This is a genomic window from Ferrimonas sp. YIN67 (assembly GCF_057219095.1).
Window position 1 is genome coordinate 229,648 of record NZ_JBXVVJ010000004.1, and the last position, 14,709, is coordinate 244,356.

A 14,709-nucleotide genomic window follows, 5' to 3' on the forward strand; every position below is an offset into this window, starting at 1 on the left:
CCATGAAAAAGACTCTGCTCGCAGTTGCGATCCCGGCCCTGTTTGCCGCGAACGCCACCGCCGTTAACTTGTACGATGACGGTAAAAACTCTTTCGCTATCGGTGGTCACATGACCATCCAGGCTAACGTGGACGACGGTGATCTGACCGTTGGTGGTAACTCCCCACGTATGAACTTCTCCTGGAACTCCGATCTGGGTAACGGCTTCAAGCTGGACTCCCGCGTTGAGTACGGCTTCTCCGACGTAACCGGTGACAGCTCCGACGTACTGTTCCACCGTCTGGGTTACATCGGCGTGGGTCATGACACCTACGGCCGCATCTCTATCGGTAAGCAGTGGTCTGCCTACTCCGTCGCTGCGCTTGCCACCGACCAGCCGATCTACATCAGCTCCGACGCCCTGCACACCTACGGCAGCAAGGTGCACGCTCATGGCAAGCTGGGTACCGGTCGTGCCAACGACGCCATCCAGTACGCCAACGGTTTTGATATCGCTGGCGGTAAACTGAACTTCATTGCTCAGGTTCAGGGTTTGGTTGATGATCGTGCATTTGACGAAGACAAAGAGTACGTAGGCGGTAACGACTACGACACCCGTTTCACTTTTGGTACCGCCTACAGCTTAGGCGATTTCAAAGTGGCCTACGCCTACAACGGTGGTGACGTAACTTTCTTCAACGCCGATACTGTTGACGTAAACACCCAGATCGTTTCTGCCAACTACGGCTCCTACGGCGATGGCCTGTCCCTGGCGGCGGCTTACTCCTGGGCCGAGAACGTACAAGGCTTTGACATCGACTCCGCCGGTTACGAAGCTGTTGTAGCCTACGGTACCGGTACCTTCACCTTCGCCGTGAAGCACCAGTACCTGGAGCAGGAATCTGATGTTGCAGCGCAGGACGGTGTGGCGTTTAACCAGACCTTCGGTACCGTCGAGTGGAACGTTGCGAACAACTTCATACCTTTCGTAGGTTACGCCGTTGAGCACGACCGTGACGTGAGCGCTCGCGCTGACAACAACTTCGCCATCGGCGCCCGCGTTTACTTCTAATCGAATCTTCGATTAATTTCGTTACGCGAATCAACACCGCCCTGCATTGCAGGGCGGTGTTTTTTTGTACTCAGCAACCAAGGTGGAAGCGCGAGTTTCAGAGCCTCGCCTGCCTTGGGGGTGTGATCCTTGTCGGCATTTTGGTGAGCAATGACGAGTCCCTCTGGTAAGCAGGGGTGCATTTGAGATGCTGATCACACCTTGAGTGCTTGTAAAGTCGCTGGCGAGTCAAAGTGGGAGCTGGGTCACGTGGCAATCGGAAAGCGGTTTGATAGAGTGCGGCGCATCAAAACGCTAGCGGATGGAATGGCTGGATAAATGCAAAGGAGTGCATCGATGATCAAGAGACAAGGTGTATTCTGTGATGAAAAAGACGTTGCTTGCTGCCGCTATCCCTACACTGCTGACCGCGAATGCCTTTGCCGTTGAACTCTATGACGACGGTAAAAACAGTTTTGCCCTGAGTGGCCATATGACCCTGCAAACTGAGATTGGCGGTGGTGATATGGAGGTTAACTCCAACTCTCCCCGTATCAACTTCTCCTGGAATAGCGATCTGGGCAACGGCTTTAAGCTTGACTCCCGCGTGGAGTGGGGCATGACAGATGTGACCGGCGACAACTCTGATGTGCTGTTCAACCGTCTGGGTTACATCGGCGTTGGCCATGACACCTATGGTCGTTTGTCCATCGGTAAGCAGTGGTCTGCCTACAGCAATGCGGCCGGTGCCACTGATTCCAGTATCGTGATCAGCTCTGAAGCCTTGCACGTCTATGACGACCACGGCAACCTGGGGCTGGGGCGCGCCAGCAATGCCATTCAGTACGGCAACGCTTTTGACATTGCCGGTGGCAACCTTGACTTTGTTGTTCAGTACCAAGGCACCAACACCGGTGGTCTGGAATTTGACGAGAATGATGCGCCCAAAGGCAAGGATTACGATGATCGCTACTCCTTCGCCGTAGGCTATGCCTTCGGTCAGGCTCGCGTTGCCTACGCCTACAGCGGCGGTGATGTGGACTACGGTGCCGGTTATGTGGACACCAACGCACAGGTGGTATCTGCCAAGTACGGTACCTATGGTGACGGCTTCCATGTTGCCGGTGCCTACTCTTGGGCGGAAAACGTTCGTGGCGCGGACATCGACTCTTCAGGCTATGAAGCGGTGGTTGCCTACGGTACCGGTGACTTTACCTATGCCGTGAAACACCAGTATCTGGACCAGGACGATCAAGTTGTCGGTCGTGAAGGCGTGAACGGTGCGGCGTACAATCAGACCTTTGGTACCGTCGAGTGGAACCTGGCGACAAACTTCGTTCCTTTCGTTGCTTATGTCGTCGAGCATGATCTCGATACCTACAGCATCGAAGATGGAAAGAAGGTGTTGGATAAGAATGACAACAGCTTCGTGATCGGTGCACGCATCTACTTCTAATCAACAGAGTTGATTGAAGTCTGAAGGCCCCCGCGACAACCGTCGCGGGGGCCTTGTCGCATCTGGCGACGACTAAACCATGAACTAGACTCAGGGCGTAATAGCAAAAATCAGCCCGAGGACGGTTCTATGCGTATCGCAACGCTTTGCTTATCTGCCTGTATTATCACCTCCCCGGCCCTCTCTCTGGGCTTGTATGACGACAAGGTCAACACTCTGGATGTGGGCGGACATGCCGGTTTAGGCGTCGTTCACAGCGACTCGGATACCAGCGTGGTGGACAGTTCTTCCCGCATTCGTTTTCATTTTACCCGTCAGATGAGTCGGGGCTGGACAACCGAAGCCCTGGTCGAGTGGGGTTATAACCTGGTGGATGCGGGCAACAACCTGCAACTTAACGGGGATTCTTTGCAGGCACAGCGTGAAGGTCAGTTCCTGTTTAACCGGCTCGGCTTCCTCGCCTTCCGTCATGATGATTTCGGTCGACTCTCCATAGGTAAACAATGGTCCGTTTACTACGATGTGGCCGCCGGCACGGATTACTTCCTGTTCACCGGGGGCCTGGCTTCTGGCGTCTACAACTTCGGCACGGATGGGGGGATCTCAGGTACCGGCAGGGCCGACAGTGCCATTCAATATCGTAACCGTTTCGGTGATCTCTCCGTTGGGCTGCAATACCAGGCGAAGAACAAGGGAGAGATCGGCTGTGATCCGCAAACCAATGAGGAGTGTGGCGATACGGATATCCTGGTGGAGTATGACGACAGCGTTGGTGCGTCTCTGCTCTATGATGTTGCGGGCTTTTCTTTTGGTGTGGGTTACAACCGGGGTAACTTCGACTCGAGTCGAACCGGGCGAAACAAGGACCAAGCGGTGATCTACGGCGTTACCTACGGGACCCTGTATCAGGAGGGTTTCTACGTGGCCGCCAACTATACCGACAGCGAAAACCACGAACTGGATACCAACAACGTGGTTCTGGATACCAAAGGCTATGAATTTCTACTTTCCTATACCTTTGATAATGATCTCACCCTGATCACCGGCTTAAACCAACTCGAGTCTTCTGATAGTGAGTATGAAGAAGAGAACGGGGATTTCCTTCGTCGCTTGTACGTGCTAGGCGTCCACTATAACTGGGGTAATAATTTGCGCCTGTTTATCGAAGGAAAATTCGATGACAGTGAATTTGGCTTTAAAAAACAGTCAGATGAAGATCTATATGGGATCGGAGCCCGCTACTACTTCTAACATTTCACCTCTGTGTCAGCCAAAAGCCACCCCGAGTCTCGGCGGTGGCTTTTGGCTATCTACGGATAAAGAACGCTTATGATAAGCGTTCTCTGTATTTTGTATACATTGCGGTACGCAGTTGTAACCAAAAGGTTGATTGTTTGTGTTGCATCTGGTTTCATCTGTGTGGACAGATTGGGTTTCACCCAACAATCTCCCCCCAGGGAAGTGGTCGGCGGGGAGGCAGGAACAAACAAAAAACACACACAGAAGTGTCCAGGGAGAACTACATGTACAACAACAATGTTGTTACAAAAGCGGTGCGCTTGGCTTTGCTGGCCGGTGCCACCACGGCGGCTTACGCCGCACCTACGGCGTTTGCTGCCGAGGGTGAGGAGGTCGAACGTATTGAAGTCACAGGCTCGCGGATTAAGCGGACGGATCTGGAGACGCCAGTACCTGTAACAGTTATTAGTCGAACTCAAATTGATGCGATTGGTGCGTTGAATGTCGCAGATGTGCTGAATTCGTCACCTGTCGCAATTGCTGGTTCTGATCAGTCCAATACTTCGTTCTCAACAACCTCACTTGGCTTGAATACGACGGCTTTACGGAACTTGGGCGAAGAACGGACTTTGGTTTTGGTTAATGGTCGCCGCTTTGTATCCGGGGTAGCTCCTTCCTCCGGCTATGCGGTTGATCTGAACGCTATTCCAACCTCTATTATTGAGCGCATTGAGATCCTAAAAAGTGCTTCTTCTGCTGTATACGGTTCTGACGCAGTTGCTGGTGTAGTAAACATCATCACTCGTACCGAATTTGAAGGCGTTGAGTTAGACACTCAATATGGTAAGTCTGGTGAAGGCGATCGCGAGACTTGGGAAGTCAATGTTACTGCAGGCAGTGCCTGGGAAAAAGGCAGTGCTTATATCACCTTTGGTTTTGATGAGGACGAAGGGCTGAAGTCATCCGATCGGGACTTCTCTTCTCAGGATTTGGCTTTCTTTGCTGATGATAATGGCAATGATGTGGCTGGACCTCTGTACTCATCTTATCCACCTCAGGGGCGTATTGTTCTAGGAGATGACTGGTTTAATGCGGATGGCACGCCTTTTGAGGCTGATGGGCGCTTTAATCGCGCAGACTATCGTCAGTTGGTTACGCCACTGACGCGTCGTTATGCTGCTGCGGGTTTGACCCAGGATATCACTGACAACGTTCGCTTCTTCTCTGAGTTTAATTTCAATATGTCCGAAACCAATGGTGCAACCATTGAGCCGACGCCATTGGACGTAATTAACGATATCTTCCTCAAGGATAGAAACGGTACTGGTGGGATTGACATTGATAACCCTCTGATCCCTGATGCCTTGCGTACCGAAATGGAAGCACGTGGCATTACCAATTTAAATGACGATGATGCGGCTTTTGTTCGTCGTCTCGTTGAGTTTGGTCCTCGCTCTACTGATGTTCGTCGCGATACAATTCGCATGCTGGCTGGACTCGACTGGCAAATCAATGACAGTTGGTCCTCGGAAGTTTATTACTCTTGGGGTAAGACTGATCAGTGGCAAGATAACGGCGGTCAGTTGAACATCGAGCGGGCAGTGAATGCACTGGATGTTATTGAAGACGAGGATGGTAATTTAATCTGCGCGAGCGAGCATGCTCGCCTGCAAGGTTGTGTACCTTTGAACCTGTTCGGTGAAGGTACTGTTACTCAAGGTGCTGTTGATTATGCTCGGTCTCCAGCTAAAGCCACTGGTCGTGCTGAACAGGAGATCTTTGCGGTTAGTGTAAATGGTGAGTTACCCATTGAGCTACCAGGTGGTTTCGTTGCTTCAGTCGTTGGCTATGAGTATCGTTCTGAGAAAGGCAGTTATCAACCTGGAGATTTAGCACAGACTGGCTCTTCAAGTACTAATAAAGCGGAACCTACAAGTGGTAGCTTCCGTACGAATGACTTCTTCGGAGAGATTGCATTACCAGTTCTGGATGACTTGAATGTCAATTTAGCGGCACGTTATTCGGATCATTCAGTGGTTGGTGGGCAAACGACCTGGAATGCTGGTATTGAATACTCGCCTATTGACAGTCTGAAGTTGCGTGCTTCTGCAGCGACAGCTGTTCGCACACCCAATATCGCAGATCTTTACAGTGGACGAGGGGAAACTTTTGCAACAGTATCTGACCCGTGCTCAGGTGTAGCACTGACAGATACGGGAGTTAAGGCCGATAACTGTCGTGCGATTCCGGAAGTTTTGGCACGCATGGAAGCTCATCCCGATGGTATCTTTGAGCTTACTCAAGCAGAAATCCAAGGAACTGGTGGTACTATTGGTGGTTCAGAAAGTGTCAAAGAAGAGGAAGCTGATACCTACAGTGTCGGGGTTGTCTGGCAGGTTTTGGATAACCTGAATCTGACAGTTGATTATTATGACATCTCTATTGATAAAGCGATTGACACTACGAGTCGCAGTACCGTAATGCGTCGCTGCTTTGATGTTGACCCGAGTCAATTTGATGCTACTTGTGGTGGGCAGGCGGTACGAGATGGCAAAGGTGCATTGACGGAAGTGCATTCCGGTACCAGTAATGAAAATAAGATTGATACCAATGGTGTTGATGTTGAGTTAGGTTATAAAGCCGAGTTTTTTGGTGGCGACTTTAGCTCCTCTCTGGTTTATGCATGGTTAGATGAATATAAACTTACCGAAATTGAATCTGGCCAGGTGACTGATTATACCGGTGAAGTTATTTACCCTGAGCATCGTGCTGTTTTGAACTTGGGTTATACAATATCTGATCTCAGTGTGAACTGGCGTATGCGTTACTGGGGGTCTGTTGTTGATTCTAAAGATGGCTCTGCCAACTTGAATCTTGGGACAGGGTTGCCGTTGACCAATGCTAACAAAATCGGTTCGGTGACTTATCACGACCTGAACTTAGGCTATCAGGTGACTGATAATGCAAACGCCTTCTTGGGTATTCGCAATCTGTTTGATAATCAGCCCCCCCTGTTACCGCAGGTAACTAATTATGGTGGTACAGGTATCAATACGGCTTCAGAAGCTTATGATGTTACCGGTAGATACTTCTATGCTGGCGTTAACTTTAAGTTCTAAGTCAAGCAAGAGACTCCTGCATTGTAAGGCGTAAGGTAAGGCCGGAAGCGAATGCTTCCGGCCTTTTTGCAATCTAACTTATTTATAGAGAGGAGAGTCGTCTTGCTAGTTTGTTAAGAATTGCACTGTCAAGCTCATTATGGAGGCAACAGATATAGGTAGTTTTTCTCTGAATGTTAACCTATCGGAAGGCACCCTCGAGTAGGGCTACTGGATGATTCTATAACTATTCTTAATGATCTTTTGTTAACTATGAATTTATGTTGATCTTCTTTTTATTGCATATTTCAAGTCTGATTTATTGATGTCCATACCGAAGATTAATCACTTAAATCCTCAAGTAATGAGTTATTGCCAGCTGATTTTAGCAAATTCGCGAAGTGCGTATGGCATTGTTCTTTAGCTAGTAAGCTGAATTCACGAAGGAGCATTGGTTAAATAATCCACGCAACAACTTCCCACTCTTTATGTGAATCCAACTCACGAAGAGATCTGAAAGGGGGGAGAAGGTTGACACAAGTCACACCCATGTGGAAAGATTCACGTGGGTGTATCCAGCTCAGAACAGTTGGGCATCAAAGGAATAACAAAAGCAAAAGACGGGACTGGCTTCAGCGCAATGCTGGAAAAACACAGTAGGAAGTGTTTGGAGCCGGAGACTCACAACAAGACTGGTTGGGAACTATGTCCGTGATGAAAAGAACTAAGCTCGCCTCAGCAGTGATCGGTGTATTCGCACTGTCTGTTTGTGGCACGGCTACAGCTGCAGACGCGCTGGCCTCTATCCAAAACGCTGATCAACAGGTTCAACAAGAAGCTGTTAAGTCTCAGCAGAAGATCAACAAACTCTACGACCAAGCTCAGGAGATGCGTTTCGAGTATGGACAGGTCGTAGCCGAAACTGAAACCCTTCAACATTACAACGATTATGTCGCCACTCTGGTCTCCGATCAGGAAGTGCGTATGGCCTCGTTGCAGGCTCAGATCGACGGCATCGAGCGCACCAAGCAGGGTGTGGTACCTCTGATGAACCGGATGATCACCTCGCTCGAGCAATTTGTCGCTCTGGATGTGCCGTTCAAAGCCGAGGAGCGCGGGCAGCGTGTCGAACGCCTCAAGACAGTAATGGGTGATTCCGACGTTTCGACCTCTGAGAAGTACCGCCTCGTACTGGATGCGTACCAGATCGAGAACGAGTACGGCAATAAGATGGATGCCTACGAAGGTAAGCTCAATATCGATGGTTCCGAGATCATCGTTGATTTCTTCCACTTGGGTCGGGTTGTCTTCCTGGCGCAGTCTCTGGACCAGCAAAATGCCTGGCAATGGAACAACGACAGCCGCACTTGGCAGGCTTTGTCCGCCGACTCCATGCGTGCCGTGACCAATGCGATCAAGATGGCCCGCCGTCAGGCGGCACCGGATCTGATCAAACTGCCAGTTAAAGCCGCGGAGAGTGCAGAATAATGAAAAAGCTCATCACTACTGCCGTTGTCGCAGCGGCCATGACCTTTTCTGTTGCCCCGATGGCTGCAGAGCAAACCGCGGCCCAGACGTTGGATCAGCTGCTTAAGCAGATCCAGTCTGATCGCCAATCCGAAGCCCGTCTGAACTCAAAACGCGAAGCCGAATTTGTTGCCGAGCGTGCCGATAAGCAGGCATTGCTGCGCAAGGCTCAACAAGAGTTGGCCAACGAGAAGCAGCGTGGCGAAGATCTGCAACAACGTTTCACCACGAACGATCAGGAGATCGACCGCCTCAGTCATGACTTGGCTTCCGCTACCGGTGATCTGGGTGAGATGTTTGGGGTGGTTCGTCAGGTGTCCGGCGACATGTCCGGTCAGCTGCACGCCTCGCTGGTCAGCGCTCAACTGCCAGGCCGTGCCGAATTTATGGCCGAGCTGGGTATGGCCAAGGAGTTGCCAACCATCAAGGAGCTGGAAGAGCTGTGGTTTGCCCTGCAAACCGAGATGACTCAGTCCGGCAAGGTGGTTAAGTTCAATGCTCCGGTGACCTCACCGAAAGGACAGGTTGAGCAGAAGGATGTGACCCGTATCGGTAACTTTACCCTGGTTGCCGACGGTGAATACCTCAACTACAACCCGGAAACCGGCACCATCCTGCAGTTGTCCAAGCAGCCGGAAGGCTACAAGGTGAAGACCGTTGGGGCGTTTGAAAGCGCAGCGGCGGGCCAATCCGCCGATCTGTTTGTCGATCCCTCTCGAGGCGCGCTGCTGGCGGTTTACACCCAGAAGGCGACCCTCGGTGAGCAGTTCGAAGCCGGTGGTGTGGTCGGTAAGATCATCGCGGGCTTGCTGGCCTTTGGTCTGTTGATTGCGGTGTGGAAGATCCTCGCGTTGACGGTTGTCTCGGGCAAGATCCGCAGCCAGGTTAAGAACGTGGATAATCCCGGTAATAACCCACTGGGCCGTATCTTAAAGACTTACCACGAAGCGAAAGACGTGGATGTTGAAACCCTGGAACTTAAGCTCGACGAAGCGATCCTCAAGGAGACGCCAAGCATTGAGCGCGGGGTCAACATCATCAAGGTACTGGCCGCTATCGCGCCGATGCTGGGTCTGCTGGGTACCGTAACCGGTATGATCGCCACCTTCCAGGATATCACCCTGTTCGGTACCGGCGATCCGAAGATCATGGCCGGTGGTATCTCCATGGCGCTGGTGACAACGGTATTGGGTCTGGTGGCCGCACTGCCGCTGCTGCTGATGCATGCCCTGGTTGCTGGGCGGGCGAAGTCCGTGGTGGATGTGATCGAAGAGCAAAGTGCCGGGATCATTGCCGCCCACGCTGAACAGCGAGGCAAGTAATTATGATTTACCTGGTAGAGCTCTGGGAGTCTGTCAGGGACTTCATGGCCACCGGAGGCGACGTCCTCTGGTTGGTGGCGGGGGCATTGTTCTTGATGTGGGTATTGATGCTGGAGCGTTATTTCTTTGTCAGCTTCGTCTTTCCGAAGATGCACAAGGATATCATCGCCCGCTGGGATGCCCGCACTGATACAACGTCCTGGTACGCCCATCGCATTCGTGACGCATGGATCTCCCAGGCAAAAGAACAGTTAAACGCACGTATGGGGATCATCAATACCCTGGTCGCCATGTGCCCGATGCTGGGTCTGCTCGGTACCGTTACCGGCATGATCGCGGTGTTTGAGGTTATGGCCGTGCAGGGGACAGGGAATCCGCGGCTGATGGCTGGCGGGATCTCCATGGCTACCATTCCGACCATGTCGGGCATGGTGGCGGCGCTCTCCGGCGTGTTCTTCAGCACCCGGCTGAAGGCACGGATGCAGATCTCCGCTGAGCAGTTGGTTGATAACCTGCCCCATCACTAAAGAGAGTTTTTTATGGCACGTAAGAAGCATTCCAGCGGCGTAGAAGAAGCCCAGGTCGATATGACCCCTATGCTGGACATCGTTTTCATCATGCTGATCTTCTTCATTGTGACCACGTCCTTTGTGAAAGAGTCCGGCATCGAAGTTAACCGTCCTAAAGCTCAACAGGCGTCGAAGAAGCCTTCCGCAAACATCTTCATTGCTATCAATGAGGCTGGCATCGTCTACATGGAAAAACGTGAAGTCGATGTCCAGCGGGTTCGCGCCAACGTCGAACGCATGTTGGCCGAGTCCCCGGAGGCTCAGGTGATGATCCAGGCTGATCAGAGCGCCAAACACGGTGTTGTGGTCAAGGTAATGGATCAGGTGAAAGCGGCCGGTATCGATAAGATCTCCATTTCTGCGGAGAACGATTGATATGTTGAGAGCACTGTTAGCCCTAGTTGTTGGTGCTGCGGTGACCTTCGCGTTGTTCTCATTCATGGCGTTTTTGATCAGTGGCGGCGCCAAGCGCGCCGATACGGGATTCAAAACTCCGCCGATTGAGATCGTAATGGAACGACAGGATGCAAAAACGCAAAATCGTGATCGTCCCAAACCGAAGCCACCCAAGCCGCCACAAGAGCCGCCGAAGCCGGTAGAGATGCAGCCGGATAATACCGATGTGTCCGATACCGTGTCCGTTAACGTCCCCAGTGTCGATCTGGGTGGCATTAACTCCGGCATGGGGGACCCGACCGGCGCCATGGCGCGGGATGGGGATGCAACCCCGATCGTCCGGATCGAGCCGCGTTATCCCATTAAAGCCGCCCGTGATGGTAAAGAGGGGTATGTAGTCCTCAAATTTACCATCAACGAGGTTGGTGGGGTGGATGACGTCGAAGTGATCGAAGCCGAGCCGCGTCGCCTGTTTGATCAGGAAGCACGGCGGGCACTGCGTAAGTGGAAGTACAAGCCGAAGATCGTTGACGGAAAGCCGGTGAAACAGATCGGTCAGACCGTACGGTTGGACTTCACACTGGATCAATCTAACGGATAAGACAGGAGGTGACCATGAATACCAAGACCACTTTGCTGTCTGCCGTGTTGCTCACAGCACTCGGTGGCACGCTGGCCGCGCCCTCGGCCCTGGCCGCCGAGCAGTGTGAGATTGATCAGCGCAAGACCCGGGTTGTCTCCGAGCGCGTGGGACGAAAGGTTCAAAAGGCCTATGAGTTGTATGCGGAAGATCAGGTCGATGCTGCTTTGGCGGAGTTGATTGAGATCGATCCCAGCGGCGACTTCGATAAGGCCTATGTCGCCCGTATGATCGGCTCCCTCTATGCGGGTAAAGAAGGTCATGCCAAGACTGCGTTGAAGCATTTGAAGATAGCCGTTGATATCGATCAACTGGGTGGTAGCGATCATGCGAATACCCTGAGATTGCTGGGCGATCTGAACATTGCCGAACGCCATTTTGAGGAAGCTCTGAAGTACTACCAGCAGTGGATGACGTTTTCCTGTAAAGAGGACACAAATGTCTATCTGCGAATGGCCAGTGCCAAGTTTGAGCTGAAGCAATATGGTGACACGCTAAAGCTGTCTGACAAGGCGATCCAGACTCAGTCGAAGCCAAACAAGGGCCCATATAGCCTGAAAATGGCCTCCTATTACGAGACCAAGAAGTACAAGGATGCGGCGAAGATCGCCGAAGAGATTGTGCGCTTGTTCCCGCAGGAGCGTCGTCACTGGGTCCAGTTGGCGCAGATGTACATGTTGGCCGAGGACTTTAAGAAGTCGCTCTACACCATGGATGTCGCCTATCGTCGGGGCTATCTGGAGAGCGCCAGTGAGCTGAAGATGCTGGCGCAACTCTATGCTCAGAATGAGATCCCTCATCGATCAGCCCTGATCCAGGAAGGCTACCTCAAGAGCGGTCTCGTCGAAAAGAGTGAGTCTACGCTGGCGATGTTGGCGAACACCTATCACCAGGCCAAGGAGATCGCCAAAGCGGTCGACTATTATGGTCAGGCAGCCGTGATCGACAATAACAGTCGCTACTATATGCGGCAGGCCGGTCTGTTGATGGAGCTGGAGCGCTTCAAGGAAGCCAAAGGGGCGATACGCAACGCCATGGATGGGAAAGGGCTGAAAGATCCGGGACGTGCCTACATGACCCTGGCTCAGGCTCACTTCTATCTGGGCGAATTCAAAGCCGCCAACAAGGCTGCCTTGCAGGCCAGTAAGGAAAAGAGCACGGCCAAGGAAGCGAAAGGCTGGATCCCCTACATCAAGGAGACCGCCGATCGAAAGGGCGTTACCTTGTGATCGGATAAGCGAGAAGTTAAAGCCCCGCTCTGCGGGGCTTTTTGATGGGATAGAGGAAAGAGAGATGGTAAGGATCCGAGTACTGAGTACTCTGCTGTTGGCGGGGATACTAAGCGCTTGCGGAGGCCAGCAGGCAGCGGCCACGAGCCCGGACAGCGTGGTGACCTTTAGCCAATTAGCCGAGCAATACTTCAATGACGTGATTGAACTTAATCCCGTGATGGGCACCTATGTCGGGCGGTCTGAGTACAACGATCGGTTTGCCAATAATCTGTCCGATGAGTACTTAAAGTCTCGCCATCTTCTCAATAAGCGATACCTGCGGGCCGTTGGGGGCTTATCCGAAGAGACTCTCACGGAGGCTGAGCGACTGAGTCGGGATGTCTTACTGTATGAGCTTGAGACGGCGCTGGTTGACGAAAGGTTTCCCAGTCGGTTTTTGCCGATAAACCAGTTTCATAGCCGGCTTATTACCCTGGTGCAACTGGGCATTGGTGGCGGTGCGCAGCCCTTTGCCAGGCTGGAGGATTATGATGCCTTTATTGGGCGACTCCGGGGGTTTATCGAGTGGTCGGATGCGGCGATTGAGCGAATGGAGGAGGGCGCTGAGTCCAAGGTGGTGCTGCCTCGGATCCTGGTGCAGCGGATCCTGCCTCAGCTTGCGAGTTTCATTGAGGGGCCCATTGAGCAAAGCGCTTTCTATGGGCCACTCAAACACTTGCCCGTGGGGCTGTCCCAGGCAGAGCGTGAGTTCCTGGTGACGCGTTACCAGGCGGTATTGGAGGAGGAGTTGCGTCCGGCATTGGTCCGCTTGCACGACTACTTAAGCCAAACCTATCTCGCTAAGAGTAGAGGTACCCATGGCTGGGGAGCCTTGCCCAATGGCAAGGCCTGGTATCAGCACCTGGCCAATGTACAGACGACCACGCGCATGCCGGTGGATGAGATCCACCAAATGGGATTGAAGGAGGTGGCGCGGATCCGTATGCAGATGGATCTGGTCCGCCAACAGGTCGGCTTCGAGGGTGATCTGCAGGAATTCTTCCATCATTTGAGCCAGGCGCCCGAGTACTTCTTTGCTGATGGTCAGTCCCTGATCGCGGCATACGAGGGCCTCAAAGGTAAGATCAATGTGGTGCTACCAGCCTACTTTGATGTGATGCCAAACGCGGATTACGAGGTCCGTCCGGTTGAGGCGTTTCGTCAGCGCTCCGCAGCGGGTGCCAGTTACCAGGCTCCTGCCGCCGATGGTTCTCGTCCCGGGATCTTCTATATCAATACCTTCAACCTGAAGGCGCAGCCCAAGTGGGGGATCACCACGCTTTCCCTGCACGAGGCGTCGCCCGGCCACCATTTTCAGATCGCCTTGAAGCAGGAATTAGAGGATGTTCCCAGTTTTCAGCGTTTTGGTGGCTATACCGCCTTTGCAGAAGGGTGGGCGCTTTATGCTGAGCACCTGGGTATAGAGATGGGACTGTTTGACGATCCCTATCAGTATTTTGGCAAGCTGTCGGATGAGATGTTGCGGGCCATGAGACTGGTGGTCGATACGGGCTTACACGCCAAGGGCTGGAGTCGTGAGCAGGCGATGCAATATATGTTGGATAACAGCCCGATGGCCGAGTCTGATGTGGTTGCAGAAGTGGAACGTTATATGGCGATCCCTGGGCAGGCCCTGTCCTATAAGATTGGCCAACTCACGATACTGAGGTTACGGGAGCAGGCCGAGCAGGAATTGGGTAGCCAGTTTGATATTAAAGCGTTCCATAATCAGGTGTTGATGTCCGGCTCACTGCCTCTTGCCGTATTAGAGGCCAAGATCGAGGCATGGATAGCCAGTTATCCAGCTAAGTAGCTGTGTTTAAATCGGTCCGTTTTGTTACAGGCGCTCGTGGGACAGCAATAGTGATGGACTCTTGGGATCCAATACTTCGGTTCTAAGAGTCCAATTTCCCCCAACTTGGGAGGATTTGCAGGTCAATAGCTGTCGCACAATTCGCAACGATGATTGAGTGCCTGTGAGCTAAGCCCCTACTGGAAAGCAGAAACCTCCCAAGGAGGCATTTTGGTTTTGTGCGCTCGTGGTGGGGCAAACTATTTTTGAGAAAAGCCCCTTTGCTCTGTGTCATGTCAGAGCATAGGCAATCGGGTGAAAGAGCATAAACTGAGCAAATGTGGACTCGTTGATATCGGCATTGCCTT

Annotated in this window: 11 protein-coding genes; all 11 read left to right on the forward strand. The window is 52.4% G+C overall.

What is annotated here, in order from left to right; all coding sequences use genetic code 11:
• Nucleotides 1-2: 2 nt before the first annotated feature.
• The 11 genes from AC2D8U_RS11400 (at nt 3) to AC2D8U_RS11450 (ending at nt 14,362) form a co-directional block, all read left to right on the forward strand.
• Nucleotides 3-1,052 (forward strand): porin, encoded by a 1,050-nt coding sequence (locus AC2D8U_RS11400; RefSeq protein WP_484619172.1) that lies wholly within the window; start codon nt 3-5, stop codon nt 1,050-1,052.
• Between the two features lie 364 nt (nt 1,053-1,416).
• Nucleotides 1,417-2,487 carry a porin gene (locus tag AC2D8U_RS11405; protein ID WP_484619173.1) on the forward strand — a complete coding sequence of 357 codons (1,071 nt, stop codon included), beginning with the start codon at nt 1,417-1,419 and terminating at the stop codon, nt 2,485-2,487.
• A 129-nt stretch (nt 2,488-2,616) separates the two neighbouring features.
• Nucleotides 2,617-3,738: a porin gene (locus AC2D8U_RS11410; protein WP_484619174.1), complete on the forward strand. Its 1,122-nt coding sequence runs from the start codon at nt 2,617-2,619 to the stop codon at nt 3,736-3,738.
• Between the two features lie 272 nt (nt 3,739-4,010).
• Nucleotides 4,011-6,845 carry a TonB-dependent receptor domain-containing protein gene (locus tag AC2D8U_RS11415; protein WP_484619175.1) on the forward strand — a complete coding sequence of 945 codons (2,835 nt, stop codon included), beginning with the start codon at nt 4,011-4,013 and terminating at the stop codon, nt 6,843-6,845.
• Nucleotides 6,846-7,538: 693 nt separating this feature from the next.
• Nucleotides 7,539-8,312: a DUF3450 domain-containing protein gene (locus tag AC2D8U_RS11420; protein WP_484619176.1), complete on the forward strand. Its 774-nt coding sequence runs from the start codon at nt 7,539-7,541 to the stop codon at nt 8,310-8,312.
• A complete protein-coding gene (locus tag AC2D8U_RS11425; RefSeq protein WP_484619177.1) occupies nt 8,312-9,673 on the forward strand; it encodes a MotA/TolQ/ExbB proton channel family protein in 1,362 nt (453 codons plus the stop codon). The genes AC2D8U_RS11420 and AC2D8U_RS11425 overlap by 1 nt, the downstream gene beginning before the upstream one ends.
• A 2-nt stretch (nt 9,674-9,675) precedes the next feature.
• Nucleotides 9,676-10,200, forward strand: a complete 525-nt coding sequence (locus AC2D8U_RS11430) for a MotA/TolQ/ExbB proton channel family protein (RefSeq protein WP_484619178.1) — start codon at nt 9,676-9,678, stop codon at nt 10,198-10,200.
• 12 nt (nt 10,201-10,212) lie between these two features.
• A complete protein-coding gene (locus tag AC2D8U_RS11435; RefSeq protein ID WP_484619179.1) occupies nt 10,213-10,617 on the forward strand; it encodes an ExbD/TolR family protein in 405 nt (134 codons plus the stop codon).
• Nucleotide 10,618: 1 nt separating this feature from the next.
• On the forward strand, nt 10,619-11,239 hold the full coding sequence (locus AC2D8U_RS11440) for an energy transducer TonB (protein ID WP_484619180.1): 621 nt from the start codon (nt 10,619-10,621) through the stop codon (nt 11,237-11,239).
• A 14-nt stretch (nt 11,240-11,253) separates the two neighbouring features.
• Nucleotides 11,254-12,507 (forward strand): tetratricopeptide repeat protein, encoded by a 1,254-nt coding sequence (locus AC2D8U_RS11445; protein WP_484619181.1) that lies wholly within the window; start codon nt 11,254-11,256, stop codon nt 12,505-12,507.
• A gap of 64 nt (nt 12,508-12,571) precedes the next feature.
• Entirely contained in the window at nt 12,572-14,362 is a 1,791-nt protein-coding gene (locus AC2D8U_RS11450; protein WP_484619182.1) for a DUF885 domain-containing protein, read from the forward strand.
• Nucleotides 14,363-14,709: the final 347 nt, after the last annotated feature.